Annotated in this window: 12 protein-coding genes; 3 read left to right on the forward strand and 9 right to left on the reverse strand. The window is 68.6% G+C overall.

Annotation, left to right across the window (positions count from 1 at the left end; all coding sequences use genetic code 11):
• Positions 1–12: 12 nt before the first annotated feature.
• Positions 13–2,598 (forward strand): [protein-PII] uridylyltransferase, encoded by a 2,586-nt coding sequence (locus dqs_RS10145; RefSeq protein WP_065340395.1) that lies wholly within the window; start codon positions 13–15, stop codon positions 2,596–2,598.
• Between the two features lie 60 nt (positions 2,599–2,658).
• Here the strand turns inward: dqs_RS10145 and dqs_RS10150 are convergent, their stop codons facing one another.
• Positions 2,659–3,165 (reverse strand): TIGR00645 family protein, encoded by a 507-nt coding sequence (locus dqs_RS10150; RefSeq protein ID WP_041642510.1) that lies wholly within the window; start codon positions 3,163–3,165, stop codon positions 2,659–2,661.
• Between the two features lie 278 nt (positions 3,166–3,443).
• Here dqs_RS10150 and dqs_RS10155 point away from each other — a divergent pair, with 278 nt between their 5' ends.
• Complete coding sequence (locus dqs_RS10155; protein ID WP_065340396.1) at positions 3,444–5,057, forward strand: NAD(P)/FAD-dependent oxidoreductase; 1,614 nt, start codon at positions 3,444–3,446, stop codon at positions 5,055–5,057.
• 3 nt (positions 5,058–5,060) lie between these two features.
• Here dqs_RS10155 and dqs_RS10160 read toward each other — a convergent pair whose 3' ends face one another.
• The 5 genes from dqs_RS10160 to dqs_RS10180 form a co-directional block, all read right to left on the reverse strand.
• Positions 5,061–6,404: a sigma-54-dependent transcriptional regulator gene (locus dqs_RS10160; protein ID WP_065340397.1), complete on the reverse strand. Its 1,344-nt coding sequence runs from the start codon at positions 6,402–6,404 to the stop codon at positions 5,061–5,063.
• Positions 6,405–6,414: 10 nt separating this feature from the next.
• A complete protein-coding gene (locus tag dqs_RS10165) occupies positions 6,415–8,244 on the reverse strand; it encodes a sensor histidine kinase (protein WP_084018412.1) in 1,830 nt (609 codons plus the stop codon).
• Positions 8,245–8,249: 5 nt separating this feature from the next.
• Entirely contained in the window at positions 8,250–8,666 is a 417-nt protein-coding gene (locus dqs_RS10170) for a DUF1850 domain-containing protein (protein ID WP_065341698.1), read from the reverse strand.
• Positions 8,666–10,702 carry a TRAP transporter permease gene (locus dqs_RS10175; RefSeq protein WP_065340398.1) on the reverse strand — a complete coding sequence of 679 codons (2,037 nt, stop codon included), beginning with the start codon at positions 10,700–10,702 and terminating at the stop codon, positions 8,666–8,668. Before dqs_RS10175 ends, dqs_RS10170 begins: the two co-directional genes overlap by 1 nt.
• Positions 10,703–10,828: 126 nt before the next feature.
• Positions 10,829–11,779 carry a TAXI family TRAP transporter solute-binding subunit gene (locus dqs_RS10180; protein ID WP_065340399.1) on the reverse strand — a complete coding sequence of 317 codons (951 nt, stop codon included), beginning with the start codon at positions 11,777–11,779 and terminating at the stop codon, positions 10,829–10,831.
• Positions 11,780–12,092: 313 nt separating this feature from the next.
• Between dqs_RS10180 and dqs_RS10185 the strand changes: the two genes are divergently transcribed.
• Positions 12,093–13,202, forward strand: coding sequence for an NAD(P)/FAD-dependent oxidoreductase (locus dqs_RS10185; protein ID WP_011765652.1), 1,110 nt, complete (start codon positions 12,093–12,095; stop codon positions 13,200–13,202).
• Between the two features lie 12 nt (positions 13,203–13,214).
• Here dqs_RS10185 and dqs_RS10190 read toward each other — a convergent pair whose 3' ends face one another.
• From dqs_RS10190 to dqs_RS10200, 3 genes are all read right to left on the reverse strand, one after another.
• Positions 13,215–14,672, reverse strand: coding sequence for an NAD-dependent succinate-semialdehyde dehydrogenase (locus dqs_RS10190; protein WP_065340400.1), 1,458 nt, complete (start codon positions 14,670–14,672; stop codon positions 13,215–13,217).
• A gap of 212 nt (positions 14,673–14,884) precedes the next feature.
• A complete protein-coding gene (locus dqs_RS10195; protein WP_065340401.1) occupies positions 14,885–15,811 on the reverse strand; it encodes an electron transfer flavoprotein subunit alpha/FixB family protein in 927 nt (308 codons plus the stop codon).
• Positions 15,811–16,560 (reverse strand): electron transfer flavoprotein subunit beta/FixA family protein, encoded by a 750-nt coding sequence (locus tag dqs_RS10200; RefSeq protein ID WP_011765655.1) that lies wholly within the window; start codon positions 16,558–16,560, stop codon positions 15,811–15,813. The genes dqs_RS10195 and dqs_RS10200 overlap by 1 nt, the downstream gene beginning before the upstream one ends.
• Between the last annotated feature and the right edge of the window lie 20 nt (positions 16,561–16,580).

Genomic DNA, 16,580 nt, shown 5'->3' on the forward strand with positions numbered 1-16,580 from the left:
CCGGGTTCCGCGATGAACGACATGGTGATCTCCATCGACGCGCTGCAGGGCGCGATCGGCGAGGCGCGGCGCGAGCTGGCTGAGGGCAGCGCCGCGCTGCGCAGCGCCTACGAGGCCCATCCTCTGACCGCCGCGCTGCTGAAGGGGCGCGCCCGTCTCGTCGATCAGGCCATCCTGCGGCTGTGGCGCGCCTGCGCGATCCCGCCGGAGGCCACACTCGTCGCGGTCGGTGGGTACGGGCGCGGCGAGCTGTATCCCTGTTCGGACGTGGATCTGCTGATCCTGCTCGCGCAGCCTGCGGATGGCGCCTTGCAGGCGCGGCTGTCGACCCTGGTGGGCGCGCTGTGGGACACCGGCCTCGAGATCGGCCACAGCGTGCGGACGGTCGAGGAATGCCTCGACGCGGCAATGTCCGACATCACCGTGCAGACCAACCTGCTGGAAGCCCGCCTGCTCACCGGCGACGCCGAGCTGTTTGCCGACTTCCAGGCGCGCTACAACGAAACGCTCGATGTTCGCGCCTTCTTCAAGGCCAAGCAGCTTGAGCAGGAGCAGCGCTACACGCGCTACAACGACACGCCCTACTCGCTCGAACCCAACTGCAAGGAAAGCCCCGGCGGCCTGCGCGACCTGCAGATGCTGGGCTGGATCGCGCGGGCGGCCGGGCTGGGGCGCAACTGGCGCGATCTCGCCCGCCGCCGCCTGATCACCGGCGAGGAAGCCAGTGACCTGCGCAGCGTCGAGCGTTTCCTGCAGCACGTGCGCATCCGGCTGCACTACCTCACCGGGCGCGCCGAGGACCGCCTGCTGTTCGACCACCAGGAAAAGCTCGCGCGCATCATGGGCGTCGAGGCCACGGTGGGCAAACGCGCGTCCGAAGTGTTCATGCAGCGCTACTACCTGACGGCGAAGAAGGTCACCCAGATCAACGCCATCCTGCTGCAGAACTACGGTACCGAAATCTTCCCCGACCGCGGCGGCGCCGCGATCGTCATCAACGCCCGCTTCCAGGCAGTGCGCGAACTGCTCGACATCCGCGACGAGACGGTGTTCGAGCGCCATCCCTCGGCCCTGCTCGAATGCTTCCTGCTGATGCAGCAGCGTCCCGAGCTGAAGGGCATGACCGCGCGTACGCTGCGGGCGCTGTGGCTCAACCGCAACCGCATCAATGCGGCGTTTCGCGCAGATCCCGCCAACCGCGCGCTGTTTCTGCAGATCCTGCAGGAAAAGCGCGGGATCGTGCATGAGTTCCGGCGCATGAACCAGTACGGCGTGCTGTCCCGCTACCTGCCGCCGTGGCGCAAGATCCTGTGCCAGATGCAGCACGACCTGTTCCACGTCTACACGGTGGATCAGCACATCCTGATGGTGCTGCGCAACATGCGCCGCTTCACCATGGGCGAGCACGCGCACGAATACCCCTTGATGACGCGGCTCATCCTCGGCTTCGAACGGCACTGGCTGCTCTACGTGGCCGCGCTGTACCACGACATCGCCAAGGGCCGCGGGGGGGACCATTCCAAGCTCGGCATGGAAGACGCGCGCGAGTTCTGCGAAGACCATGGCCTGTCGGCGGAGGACACGGAACTCGTCGTCTGGCTGGTCGAGCACCACCTCACGATGTCGCACGTGGCGCAGAAGGAAGACACTTCCGACCCCGAAGTCGTGCGCCGTTTCGCCGACACCGTGGGCAGCGAGCGCAAGCTCACTGCGCTCTACCTGCTCACCCACGCAGACATCCGCGGCACCAGCCCCAAGGTGTGGAACGGCTGGAAGGGCAAGCTGCTCGAAGACCTCTTCTTCGCCACCCAGCGCCTCTTGCGCGGCGCCACGCCGCAGCAGGCCCTTGGTCTGGACGACCGCCAGGAGGACGCGCGCCGGCTGCTGCGCTACCACGGCCTGCGGCCGGGAGTCGAGGACGCGCTGTGGGCACAGCTCGATGCCGTCTATTTCATGCGGCATTCGCCGGAAGAGATTGCGTGGCACACCCGCCTGCTCTATTTCCGCCCGGAGGTGGACGAGCCGGTTGTGAAGGCGCGCGTGTCCGAAGGTGAGGAAGGCGTGCAGGTGATGGTGTTCACCCGCGACGAAAAGGATCTCTTCGCCCGCATCACCGGCTTTTTCGGCCGCATCGGGTTCACGATTCTCGACGCCAAGGTGCACACCACGCGGCACGGCTACGCGCTCGACAGCTTCATGCTGCAGGACCCCGGCAACGCGGCGCCCTACCGCGACGTCGTCGCCTTGATCGAGCACGAGCTTGCGTTGCGGTTGCAGAAGGGCGGCGCCCTCGAACGGCCTTCCAGCGGCCGGCTGTCGCGCCAGGTGAAGCATTTCCCGATCACGCCCGAGGTCAGCCTGCGTCCCGACGATGCCGGCCGCCACTACATCCTGTCGCTGGTCGCGGCCGATCGCCCGGGGCTGCTGTTCGACGTGGCCGAGGTGCTGGCCAAGTACGGCATCAGCCTGCAGACCGCCAAGATCGCCACGCTGGGCGAGCGGGTGGAGGATACCTTCCTGCTCACTGGCGCAGGGCTGTCGCAGGACGCCCACGTGCTGCGTCTGGAACGCGAACTGCTGGACCGCCTGCAGCTCTAGTACGAAAGCAAACGGGGCCGGACGCTCACGCGCCCGGCCCCGTTCCGTGTGCGACGAGGCTCAGTGGTCCTTGGCGGCCAGCTTGTCGGTCAGCGCGTAGAACACGCCCGAGAACAGGAAGGTCACGTGGATGCCGACCATCCACGCCAGGTGGCGGTCGGTCAGGTTATCCACGTTCATGAAGGCCTTCAGCAGCTCGATCCCGGAGATCGCGACGATCGACCCGATCAGCTTGATCTTCAGGTCCGAGAAGCCGATGTGTCCCATCCAGTCCGGGCGGTCCTGGTGGCTGTGCAGGTCCTCCATCTTGGAGACGAAGTTCTCGTAGCCGCTCAGCATGATGATGATCAGCAGATTCATGATCAGCGCGATGTCGACCAGCGACAGCACGCCGATGATCATCTCCCCGCCGGACGCGGTGGTGATGTGTCCGAGCAGGCCGAAGATTTCCTTGGCGAACTTCACCAGCAACACCAGCATCGCCAGCACCAGCCCGAAATAGACCGGCGCCATCAGCCAGCGACTGCTGAAGAGGACGTGTTCAAACAGGGTTTCGAGACGTTTCATGACAGGGCGGCAGCGCCGCGGCGATTTCGGAAGGCGCCGATTGTAACAGCCTCGTCCTGCGCTACGCCGGTCCGGTGCCGCAATGCAGCATGCAAGGGCGATGTGGCGGTCGCGTCTTTTGCCGTACATGCGCTGCCCCGCCATCCGCATTGCGCAGGGGCGTATCGGGCTTCGGCAAGGCTCGGCCGTCGCCGGGCCATCCTGTAGAATCCCCCGCCTTCGTCCGGCGGCATCTTCCCAGGCCGCCGGCGCATCCTGCAGGCAAAAACGGACATCCCATGCTGCGACTGACCGAACTCCGGCTTCCCCTCGAACATCCGGCCGATGCGCTGGCGCCGGCGATCGCCCGCCGCCTTGGCATCGACGTCGCAGACCTGCTGGATTTCACCGTGTTCAAGCGCAGCTACGATGCACGCAAGTCGGACGCGCTGACCTTCATCTACACCATCGACCTCAGCGTGCGCGATGAGGCCGCGGTGTTGAAGCGGTTTGCGGGTGACCGGCACGTCGCCCCCGCGCCGGACGTGCGCTACAACTTCGTCGCCCATGCGCCAGCGGATTTTGGCCCGCGGCCGCTGGTGGTGGGCTTTGGCCCCTGCGGCATCTTCGCCGCGCTGGTGCTGGCGCAGATGGGCTTCCGTCCCATCGTGCTGGAGCGCGGCAAGGCGGTGCGCGAACGCACGCAGGACACCTGGGGCCTGTGGCGGCGGCACGAACTCAATCCCGAGTCCAATGTGCAGTTCGGCGAAGGCGGCGCCGGCACCTTCTCCGACGGCAAGCTCTATAGCCAGATCAAGGACCCCAAGCATTACGGCCGCAAGGTGCTCGCCGAGTTCGTCAAGGCCGGAGCACCCGAAGAAATCCTCTACGTCAGCAAGCCGCACATCGGCACCTTCCGGCTGGTGGGCATGGTCGAGCAGATGCGCGCCGAGATCGAGTCGCTGGGCGGCGAAATCCGCTTCCAGCAGCGCGTCACCGACGTGCTGATCGAGGACGGCCACATCCGTGGCGTCGTGCTGGCCAGCGGCGAGCAGTTGCGTAGCGACCACGTGGTGCTGGCGCTGGGCCACAGCGCGCGCGATACCTTCGAGATGCTGCATTCGCGCGGCGTGTTCATGGAGGCCAAGCCGTTCTCGGTGGGTTTCCGCATCGAGCATCCGCAGTCGCTGATCGACAAGGCGCGGCTCGGGAAGTACGCCGGCAATCCGCTGCTTGGCGCCGCCGACTACAAGCTGGTGCATCACGCGAAGAACGGACGCTCGGTCTACAGCTTCTGCATGTGCCCCGGCGGCACCGTGGTGGCGGCCACCTCCGAGCCCAACCGCGTCGTCACCAACGGCATGAGCCAGTATTCGCGCAACGAGCGCAACGCCAATGCGGGCATCGTCGTCGGCATCACGCCCGAGGACTACCCGGGCGGGCCGCTGGCCGGCATCGCCTTCCAGCGCGAACTGGAGTCGCGCGCCTTCGTGCTCGGCGGCGGCGGCTACAACGCACCGGCGCAACTCGTGGGCGACTTCATCGCCGGCCGGCCGTCGACCCGACTCGGTTCGGTCGAACCCTCGTACAAGCCCGGCGTCACGCTCGGCGACCTCTCCACCGCCCTGCCCGCCTATGCGATCGAGGCGATGCGCGAGGCCATTCCGGCCTTCGAGCGGCAGATTCGCGGCTTCTCGATGCACGATGCGGTGTTGACCGGCGTCGAGACCCGCACCTCGTCGCCGCTGCGCCTCACCCGCGGTGAAGATTGCCAGAGCCTCAACGTGAAGGGCCTCTACCCCGCCGGGGAAGGCGCGGGCTACGCGGGGGGCATCCTGTCGGCCGGCGTGGATGGCATCCGCGTGGCCGAGGCCGTGGCGCAGCAGATGCTGGCCGACGCCGGCCGCGGCTGAACCCTACTGCACGAGACGGAAGCGGCGCGGCGGCAGGTTCAGGCGCGCGAGCTTGTCGTACAGCGTCTTGCGCGGCACCCCCAGCGTCAGCGCCGCGGCAGCAACGTCGCCGCCGGTTTCGGCCAGCGCGCTTTCGATCAGGAACTGCTCGAAGGCGGCAATGCGCTGCGGCATCGTCCGCCCGGCTTCCGCCGGCGTCTCCGCGAGCGGCTGCCACAGGCCCAGCGTGTGGCGTTCGGCCGCGTGCAGCAACTCGCGCACATTGCCGGGCCAGTCCGCGCTCATCAGCCAGTCGGCCAGCACGGTGTCGATGACGGGCGGCGGTCGCCGGTAGCGTTCCGCGGCGCGCAGGCAGAAGGCCTGGAACAGGCGCGGAATGTCTTCGCGCCGCTCGCGCAGCGGCGGCAGCGCCACGGTCACCACGTTCAGGCGGTAGTACAGGTCGGCACGAAAGCGTCCGGCTTCGCTCTCGGCCTTCAGGTCCACCTTGGTCGCGGCGACGATGCGGCAGTCCACCGGTATCAGCCGGTTCGACCCCAAGCGCTCCACCACGCGCTCCTGCAGCACGCGCAGCAGCTTGGCCTGCAGCGCCAGCGGCATGCCCTCGATCTCGTCGAGGAACAAGGTGCCGCCGGTGGCGTGTTCGATCTTCCCGGCGCGGCTGCGGGTTGCGCCCGTATAGGCTCCCGGCTCCACGCCGAACATCTCGCTTTCGAACACGCTTTCCGGCAGCGCGGCGCAGTTGATCGCGACGAAGTTGCCGGCTGCGGCGGCGGCCGGCCTCGTGCAGCCCGCGCGCCCCTTCTCCTTGCCGGTTCCGGTTTCGCCCAGCACCAGCACATCCACGTCGGTGTCGGCCAGTTCGGCGATCAGCGTGCGCACCTGCTGCATCGGCGCGCTGTCGCCCAGCAGCCCCTCGATGGCGATGTCTTCGGCCAGACGGGCCTTGAGCGCGCGGTTTTCCAGCACCAGCTGGCGTTTTTCCAGGGCGCGCCGCACCACCTCCACCATCGCCTCGGGGGCGAAGGGCTTCTCGATGAAGTCGTAGGCGCCTGCCCGCATCGCCTCCACCGCCATCGCCACGTCGCCATGGCCGGTGACCAGGATCACCGGCAGGTCGGGATCGATCTCCATCGCGCGGCGCAGCAGGCCCATGCCGTCCATGCCGGGCAGCCGCACGTCGGTTACCAGCACCAGCCGCGCGTCGGAGGCAAGGCTGGGCAGCGCCGCCTCGGCGCGATCGACGCCTTCGACCGCTAGATCGGCCAGCGCAAAAGTCTGGCAGCCGGCCATGCGTACCGCCTCATCGTCCTCCACGTAGAGCACGCGGAGCGGGATTGCAGTCATTCGTCTCCTCCTAGGCGCGCGTGGCGGGCCGGGCCCAGTACGCGCGGATTCGCGCCCCGCCGGCGTCGGATGCGCCGATGTCGAGGCTACCGCCCGAAGCTTCGATCAAATCGCCGACAATCGCCAGCCCGAGCCCCAACCCGTGCCCCAGCGGCTTGGTCGAGAAAAACGGCTGCGCCACCTTCTCGCGCAGCGCCGGGGCGATGCCCGGTCCGTTGTCGGCCACCTCCAGCCAGCAGCCCTGTTCGTCCTCGCCGGCGCGTACGTCGATCTGGCCGCCGCCGTCGCGGCCTGCCAGTGCGTCGATCGCATTGCCCAGCAGGTTGGACGCCACCTGCTCCAGGGCCTGCGGGTCGAGCGGCAGGCGTTCCACATTCACCTCCTGCACCAGGCGGATCGCGGCGGCTTCGAGGCGGGGGGCAAACCAGCCGGCGACGCGCGCCAGCGTGGCGGCGGCCGGGGCGGAACCGGCGGCCGACTGCTGGCGCGATGCGAACACCTTCAGCTGCGCGGTCAGGCGCGCCATGCGTTCCACCAGTTCGTTGATCTGGCGCAGGTTGTCGGTCAGCGGCTCGAGCCGGCCGCGTTCGAGAAACACCAGGCTGTTGCCGGCAAAGCCGCGCAGCGCCTGCAGTGGCTGGTTGAGTTCGTGGGCGACGCCGGCGGCCATCTGGCCGAGGGCGGCAAGGCGGTTGGCTTCGATCAGCGCGCGCTGGGCGCTGTGCAGCTTGTCCTCGGCGGCAGTCCGCTCCGCCACTTCCTCGCGCAGGCGCGCGTTGGCGGCGGCGAGATCGGCGGTGCGCCGTGCCACCGTGTCCTCCAGCATCGCCTGTACCGCCAGCCGTTCGCGCAGCCGGCGTGCGCGCTGCACCCAGAACAGGCCGCCGATGGCGGCCAGACACAGCGCGAGCGCCACCGCCAGCGCCTGCGCGCGCGCGGCCGTGGCGGCGGGCGCGGTGTCCACCAGCATCAGCATGCGCCAGTCTGCCCAGCGCAGCGCGCGCACGCCGACCGCGTAGTCGCGCCCCGCCAGCGTCAGGCGCTGGCCGCCGTCCCAGCGCAGAGGCAGCGGTTGCAGGCTGGCGGTGTAGTACTGCCGGGTGGCGGCGAGCGTGGTCCGCGACGGAGCGCCGAGCGGTCCGAGGGTGGCGAACTTCCATTGCGGGCGAGACGACAGCGCGACGACCCCGTGGCCGTCGACCACCAGCAGCGCCTCGCCGCTCTCGGCCCAAGTGTTCTCCAGCCCGGTCAGTTCCACCTTGATCGCGAGTACGCCGATTACCCGCTCACCGTCGCGCACGGGCTGGGCAATGAAGAAGCCGGGGATGCGGGTGGTGGCGCCGACCGCGAAGAACATGCCGGTGCGGCCGGCCAGGGCGTCGCGGAAATACGGGCGGTAACCGTAGTTCTCGCCGACGAAGCTCTCGGGCTCGCGCCAGTTGCTGGCGGCCAGCGTGATGCCGGAGGGCGCGATCAGGTAGATGACGCCGGTGCCGGTCCGCTCGCGCACTTCGGCCAGCAGCGCGTTGGCGCGCGCCGGGGCATCCGGCCCGCCGTGGCCCAGCAGCACGTCCTTCAGCAGCGGATGCGGCGCGAGCACCGTGGGCAGGCTTTCGTTGCGGAGCAGCTCGGCGTCGAGGCTGGCCGACAGCAGCGCCAGCCGCTGTTGCGCCTGCGCCGCAAGTTCATCGATGCCGGTCTGGAAGCGGTGCAGGTAAATGCCGGCGAGCAGCGGGGCCGCGAGCAGTACCGCGAGCGCCAGCTTCCAGCGCGCGGGCAGCGCCGCGGCGGGGGCGAGGCGTGGCAGGGTCGGAAACGGCAGGCGGGGCCGCATGTTCATCGTTGTCAGGGCGACTCGGTGGAAGCGCCCTCCTCCTTGGCCGACATTGAACACGCGCGGACCTCGGTCACGCCACCATCGCTGGGCAGGATGTCCCCCAGCGGAACGCAGTGCCCGCCGTCGGGGCACCAGCTGTAGTCGGCGGTAAAGCCGGAGCGGGTCAGCCGCAGCACGGCGTGCGTCGTGCCTGGCTGCCACTCCCATACGCCGTCGCGCAGATGGGCGCCCGCCGGGGGCTCCATGCCGGCGCCGTGCCCGCGCACGCGCACGCGCTCCAGTACCAGGGCGGCGACGGCGCCCTCGCCGCGCACCGCCCAGTCTTCCTCCCAGCGCTGCTTTTCGATGGAGTGCGTCCAGGCGAGCGTGAAGCTGTGGACCGCGACGACCGCGGTCGCCGCGGCCGTCGCCAGACAGACCGCCATCAGAGCGTCACCGGTGCCATGCGGCGCGCCCGCCACAGGTGGCCGCCGATCACCGCGGCGGCGAGCAGGAAGCCCAGCTCGTCGGTGATCGGCGCCGCGATCACCAGCAGCGCCGCGGCGATGAAGGCGAGCGCCCGTTCGACCACGTTCATCGGTGAGCGGAAGTGGCCGATCACCGTGCTGCCCCACAGCAGGACGGCCAGCGCAGCCTTGAATACCACGTAGAGCGTCGCCGCCAGCCCCTTGTCGCCTTGCAGCATCAACTCCGGCGCGTACACCGCCATGTAGGGCACGACGAAGCCCGCTGCGGCGATCTGCACCGCGCGGATGCCGATCCTGAGGCCGGACGTCTTGGCGATCGGCGCGGCGGCGAAGGCGGCCAGCGCCACCGGTGGGGTCAGGTCGGCCATGATCCCGAAATAGAACACGAACATGTGCGACACGATCAGCGGCACGCCCAGCTCCAGTAGCGCAGGGGCGGCGATCGAGCTGGTGATGATGTAGTTCGGGATGGTCGGAATGCCCATGCCGAGCACCAGGCAGGTCAGCATCGTCAGCACCAGCGACAGGAACATGCTGTGCCCGCCCAGCTGGATGATGTAACCGGCGAAGGCGGTGGCGCCCCCGGTGAGCGTGAGCGAGCCGATGATGACGCCGACCAGCGCGCACGCCACCCCGACCGGCAGTGCATGCAGCGCGCCATCGACCAGCGCGCGCACCGCGAGGGCCAGCGTGGCGCGGCCGTCGCGGCGGGGCAGCAGCAGGACGACCAGCACCGCGATGGCCGCCATTACGGAAACGATGCCGACCTTGGCGAATGCGGAGCACGCCAGCCCGAGCGCGATCCAGAACAGCAGCCGCAGCGAGGTGCCGTTGAGCCATCCCGCCACCGCGCTGCCGAAGATCAGCACCACCGTGAGCGCAAGGCCGACCATGCCGGAGAACATCGGCGTAAAGCCGGCAAACAGCAGGTACACCAGCGCGATCAAGGGCAGCAGCAGGAACCAGCGCGCTTTCAGCGCAGCCCAGGGGTCGGGGCACTCCGCCTTCGGCAGGCCGACCAGGCCGCGCTTGCCGGCTTCGAGGTGCACCATCCAGAACACCGTGAAGAAGTACAACAGGGCGGGAATCGCCGCCGCCTTGGCAATCTCGACGTAGGGCACGTTGATGGTCTCGGCCATGATGAAGGCCACTGCGCCCATCACCGGCGGCATGATCTGGCCGCCCATCGAGCTGGTCGCCTCCACCGCGCCGGCAAAGGCCGGCTGGTAGCCGAAGCGCTTCATCAGCGGAATCGTGAACTGCCCGGTGGTGACCACGTTGGCGACGCCCGAGCCGTTGATCGTCCCCATCAGCCCCGACGACACCACCGCCACCTTCGCCGGGCCGCCCTTGGTGTGGCCCACGGTGCCGAGCGAGAAGTCGGTGAACAGCTGGATCATCCCGGCCTGCTCCAGGAAGGCGCCGAACAGGATGAACAGGAAGATGTAGCTCGACGACACGTAGGTGGGCGTGCCGTAGATGCCCTCGGTGCCGAAGGCCAGTTGGCCGATCACCTGATCGAGCCCGTAGCCGCGATGGGCGAACGCGCCCGGCAGGTGTTCGCCGAACAGCGCGTAGGCGAGAAAACCGAGGCAGATCAGCGGCAGCGCCAGCCCCATGATGCGGCGGGCGGCTTCGAACACCAGCACCAGCGTGACGATGCCGACGGCCATGTCGGCGGTGGTGAGTTCGCCCGCACGCTGCACCAGGTCGGCTTCGAACAGCCAGTGGTAGCACGCGAGGCCGAGTGCGCCGAAGCCGACCAGCTTGGTCAGCAGATGAGTGGGCTTGCCCTCGCCGCCGCGCAGCGGATAGAGCAGGAAGGTGAGCAGCAGCAGGAAGCCGACGTGCAGCGCGCGCACCACCGTGCTGGACAGCGGGCTGAAGGCCGAGGTGACGATCTGGAAGGTGGAGAACGCGATGGCGGCCCAGAAGACGACGCGCAGCATCGTTCGCCCGCCGGCGGCGAGCGGTTCGGAGACGGAGGTAGTCATGGAGACTCCGCGGAATACCGCTGCAAGTGAGCGGCTGGAATGGGGGGCGCCGGCGCGGCAAGACCGCGGCGGGCGCTCACGAAGGACCGAAGCGGGAGCGGCAGGGCCGCCCCCGGCGCGTTGCGCTTACTTGATCAGGCCGCGTTCGCGGTAATACTTCTCCGCCCCCGGATGCAGCGGGATCGGCAGCCCGTCCACGGCGGATTCGAGCTTGATCTGGCGTGCCGCGGCGTGCGAGTTGCCCAGCCGCGGCAGGTTCTCGAAGATGCCCTTGGTCATCTGATACACGACCTCGGCCGGCACCTTGTCGTGGGTGACCAGCAGGTTGTTGATCGCCACCGTCGGCACTTCGGTGGTCTGGCCGTCGTAGGTGTTGGGCGGAATGGGGGCGGAGCGGTAGGCGGAGTCGCCCACCTTGGCGACCACGTCGGCCGGCACCGGCACGAAGTTCACCTTCACCGCCGTGGAGAGGTCGCGCAGCGCGGCCACGCCGAGACCGGCCGACTGCAGCGTGACGTCGATCTGGCGGTTCTTCATCAGCTCCACCGATTCACCGAACGGCAGGTATTCCACCTTGGCGAAGTCCGAGTAGGACAACCCGGCGGCCTTCAGGATGGCGCGAGCATTGATCTCGGTGCCCGAGCGCGGCGCGCCGACGGAGATGCGCTTGCCCTTCAGGTCGGCCAGCGACTTGATGTTGGCGTCCGCGAGCGCAACGATCTGGATGTAGTTGGGATACACCGCAGCCACCGCGCGCAGCTTGTCGAGCGGTTTGGAGAAGCCCGCGTCGGCGTCACCTTTCCATGCGTCGGATACGGAGTCGGCCAGCGAGAAGCCGATCTCGCCACGGCCGCCTTGCAGCAGGTTGAGGTTTTCGGCCGAGGCCTTGGTCGCCTGGACCTGCACCTTCGAATCCGGGATCACCTCGCCATAGATTTGCGACAGCGTGACGCCGAGCGGGTAATACACCCCGCTAGTGCCGCCGGTGAGAACGTTGACGAAGGTGGCGGCCGAAACGGCGGCCGTGCTGACGGCAAAAAGCGCGCCGACCGCGCACTTGCGGACGAAGGAAGGCATGACGTGTCTCCTGATTATTGGATGTATGTGCCCGGTGGGCTTCCTCGTTGTGCAAGGGTCGTGCCCGCGGTACGCAAATGGCCAGGCGCTTATAAGTAGCGGAAAAAACGTGGATATTTTCGCGCGGCCCGATGCCTGGGTAACGGGTTCCGGAATTCCGGAACGGCGCCGGCGCGGCATTCCGGGCTTTCGCACTGCGTTGCCCTGCCCCCTGCTCCGGTGTGGGTGCGGAACCATATCCGCCGTCCGCGCAATCTGATAAAACGGCGGTCCCGCGGCGAAGGCGAGGCTGCGGCGGAGCGAGGAGGTGGCGATGGAGACAGTCGATTGCGTGGTCGTCGGGGCGGGCGTGGTGGGGCTGGCCTGTGCCCGGGCGATTGCGGCGAGCGGCCGCGAGGTGTTGATCCTGGAGCGCGAACGCGCGTTCGGCACCGGCATCAGCTCGCGCAACAGCGAGGTCATCCATGCCGGGCTGTACTACCCGCCGGGTTCGCTCAAGGCGCGTCTCAGCGTTGCCGGCGGCCGCATGCTCTACGCCTATTGCGAGTCGCGCGGCGTCGCCCACCGGCGCTGCGGCAAGCTGGTGGTCGCGGCGCAGCGCGAGGCGCTGCCGGCGCTTGCGCGCATCCGGGCGCGCGCGCTCGCCAACGGCGTGGAGGAATTGCTGTGGCTGGAGCCCGGGGCGGTGAAGGAGATCGAACCCGCGCTCGACAGCTGCGGGGCGCTGTTCTCGCCCGCCACCGGCATCGTGGACAGCCATGGGCTGATGCTTGCGCTGCTCGGCGACGCGGAGCGCCATGGCGCGACGCTGGTGCTGGACACGCCGGTGCTCGGCGGCCGGGCCGAGGCTGGCGGCATCGTGCTGCAGACGGGCGGCGAGGCACCGATGACCTTGCAGGCGCGCTGCGTCGTGAACGCGGCGGGACTCGACGCGGTCCGCCTTGCCGGCCAACTGCCGGCGTCGTCACGCGGTCTGCCGCAGGCGCATTTTGCCCGCGGCGTGTATTTCAGCTACGCGGGCCGGGTGCCGTTCTCGCACCTGATCTATCCGGTGCCCGAGCCCGGCGGCCTGGGCATCCATCTCACGCTCGACATGGGCGGCCAGCCCCGCTTCGGCCCGGACGTGGAGTGGATCGACACGCCCGATTACACGGTGGACCCGGCGCGGGCGGAGCGTTTCGCCGCGGCGATCCGCAAATGGTGGCCGGGCCTGGAGCCGGAACGGCTGCAGCCCGCGTATGCCGGCGTGCGACCCAAGATCGTCGGCCCCGGCGAGGCGGACGCCGATTTCCAGATCGATGGCCCCGCCGAGCATCGCGTGCCTGGGCTCATCAACCTGCTGGGCATCGAATCGCCGGGGCTTACCGCGGCGCTCGCAATCGGCGAGGAAGTGGCGCGGCGGATTGCCGCGCCGCAGGGCTGAGGGGCGCGCCCCTCAGCGGATGCCGCCGAGGCAAAGGTATTTGATCTCGACGTAGTCCTCGATGCCGTACTTCGACCCCTCGCGCCCGATGCCGGACTCCTTGACCCCGCCGAACGGCGCGACCTCGGTCGAGATGATGCCCTCGTTGATGCCGACGATGCCGTAGTCCAGCCGTTCGGCCACGCGCCAGACGCGCGCGATGTTGCCGGCGTAGAAGTAGGCGGCGAGACCGTATTCCGTGTCGTTGGCCAGTTGTACCGCCTCGTCCTCGGTGGAAAAGCGGAACAGCGGCGCGACCGGCCCGAAGATCTCCTCGCGCGCGAGCCGCATCGCCGGGGTCACGCCGGTCAGCACCGTGGGCTGGAAGAATCCGTGGCCGAGCGCGTGGCGTTCGCCGCCGATCACCACCTGCGCGCCCTTTGCGGTGGCGTCGGCGAGCAGTTCTTCCACCTTGGCCACGGCCTTGTCGTTGATCAGCGGTCCCTGCTGCACGTCGGCTTCGACGCCGGGGCCGACTTTCATCTTCGCCACCGCCTCGGCCAGCCTGGCCGCGAAGGCCTCGTAGATACCGTCCTGCACCAGCAGGCGGTTGGCGCACACGCAGGTTTGCCCGGCGTTGCGGTACTTGGAGGCGATCGCGCCCGCGACTGCTGCGTCGAGGTCGGCGTCGTCGAACACGATGAAAGGCGCGTTGCCGCCGAGTTCCAGCGAAACCTTCTTCACCGTGCCGGCGCATTGCGCCATCAACAGCTTGCCGACCGCGGTCGAGCCGGTGAAGGAGAGCTTCCTCACGATCGGGTTGGTGGCGAGTTCGGTGCCGACCTCCGGCGCGCGGGAAGTGGTCACCACGTTGAGCACGCCGGCGGGCAGCCCGGCGCGGCGGCCGAGTTCCGCGATCGCGAGCGCACACAGCGGCGTGTCCTCCGCGGGTTTGACGACCACGGTGCACCCCGCCGCGAGTGCCGGCCCGCATTTGCGCGTGATCATCGCGATCGGGAAATTCCACGGGGTGATCGCGGCCACCACGCCGATCGGCTGCTTGATCACGATGATGCGCTTGTCGGGGCCGTGGCCGGGGATGACGTCGCCGTAGATGCGCTTGGCTTCTTCGGCGAACCACTCGATGAAGGAGGCGCCGTAGGCCACTTCGCCGCGCGCTTCGGCCAGCGGCTTGCCCTGCTCCGCGGTCATCAGCTGGGCCAGGTCTTCCTGATGAGCGAGGATCAGGTCGAACCACTTGCGCAGGATGAGTGCGCGGTCCTTGGCAGTGCGCGCGCGCCAGGCGGGCAGCGCGGCGTCGGCGGCGGCGATGGCGCGTCGCGTTTCTGCCGCACCCATGTCCGGCACCGTGGCCACCAGGCTGCCATCGGCAGGGTTGCGCACATCGAAGCGGGCGCCGTCGTCGGCCGCGATCCACTCGCCGTCGATGAAGGCGGCGTCGAGCAGCAGGGATTGATCCTTGAGTTGCATGGGAGGGTCCTCCAAACCGGGTGACTGCAGCGGGCCTGCGTCAATCGGCCAGCATTATCCCCGGACTGTCGCCACAGCCCAATCCGATGCAAGGGAGAGTCCCGGACGGAAGGCCCGGAAAAGACGCCGCCCCGGCAAACCGGGACGGCGAAGAAACCGACAGGTGCGGAGAGAGGGAGTAGAAGCTGCACCCGTCGGGAGCGGAAAAACGTTCAGGCCGCGGTCAGCGCCGGCACCACCTCGAACAGGTCACCCACCAGACCGTAGTCGGCCACCTGGAAGATCGGCGCTTCGGGGTCCTTGTTGATCGCCACGATCACCTTGGAGTCCTTCATGCCGGCCAGGTGCTGGATGGCACCCGAGATGCCGACCGCGATGTAGAGCTGCGGCGCGACGATCTTGCCGGTCTGGCCGACCTGGTAGTCGTTGGGCACGTAGCCCGCATCGACCGCCGCGCGGCTCGCGCCGAGCGCGGCGCCCAGCTTGTCGGCGAGCGGTTCGAGCAGCGTGGTGTAGTTCTCGCCGCTGCCCAGGCCGCGACCGCCGGAGACGATGATCTTGGCGGCACCGAGTTCGGGGCGCGCGCTCTTGGTGATCTCGCGGCCGACGAGGTTGGACTGGCCGGCATCCGCGCCGGTGGCGACTGCTTCGATCGCGGCACTACCGCCCTCGCCTGCTGCTTCGAAGGCGGTGGTGCGCACGGTGATGACCTTGACCGCGTCGGCGCTCTTGACCGTCGCCAGCGCGTTGCCGGCGTAGATCGGGCGCACGAAGGTGTCGGCCGCTTCCACACCGACGATGTCGCTGATCTGCGCGACGTCGAGCAGCGCGGCCACGCGCGGCAGCGTGTTCTTGCCGGCGGAAGTCGACGGCGCGAGCACGTGGCTGTAGGCCGGCGCGAGCGTCTGCAGCAGCACGCTCACGTTCTCGGCGAGCTGGGCGTCCAGATGCGGGGCGTCGGCCACCAGCACCTTGGCGACGCCCGCCACCTTGGCAGCGGCTTCGGCCGCGCCGGCGCAGTTGCTGCCCGCGACGAGAACATGGATGTCACCGCCGATCTTGGCGGCGGCCGTCACCGTGTTGAGCGTGGCGGCCTTGAGGGTGTGGTTGTCGTGTTCGGCAAGGACAAGAATGGCCATCAGAGCACCTTCGCTTCGTTCTTCAGTTTGTCGACCAGCTGGGCCACATCGGCGACCCGCACCCCGGCGCTGCGCTTGGGCGGCTCGGTCACTTTCAGCGTGGCGAGACGCGGCGCGACATCGACGCCCAGATCGGCCGGCTTCACCGTGTCGAGCGGCTTCTTCTTCGCCTTCATGATGTTGGGCAGCGTCGCGTAGCGCGGCTCGTTCAGGCGCAGGTCGGTGGTCACCACCGCCGGCAGGCTGATCGCCACGGTCTCCAAACCGCCGTCGATTTCGCGCGTCACCGTCGCTTTGCCATCCGCCAGCGTGAGCTTGGAGGCGAAGGTCGCCTGCGGCCAGCCCTTGAGCGCCGCCAGCATCTGGCCGGTCTGGTTCGAGTCGTCGTCGATCGCCTGCTTGCCGAGGATCACCAGCGTCGGCTCTTCCTTGTCGGCGAGCGCCTTCAGCAGCTTCGCCACGGCCAGCGGCTGCAGCTCCACATCGGTTTCCACCAGAATGCCGCGGTCCGCGCCGATCGCCATCGCCGCACGCAGCGTTTCCTGGCAGGCCGCCACGCCGCAGCTCACCGCGACCACCTCGGTCGCCACGCCCGCTTCCTTCAGACGCACCGCTTCTTCAACCGCGATCTCGTCGAACGGGTTCATGCTCATCTTCACATTGGCCAGATCGACACCGCTGCCGTCCGCCTTCACGCGGACTTTCACGTTGTAATCGACCACGCGTTTTACGGGTACGAGGATCTTCAAGCGCGCTTTCTCCTGGGGTT

The sequence above is a fragment of the Azoarcus olearius genome (assembly GCF_001682385.1).
In the GTDB taxonomy this organism is placed as follows: domain Bacteria; phylum Pseudomonadota; class Gammaproteobacteria; order Burkholderiales; family Rhodocyclaceae; genus Azoarcus; species Azoarcus olearius.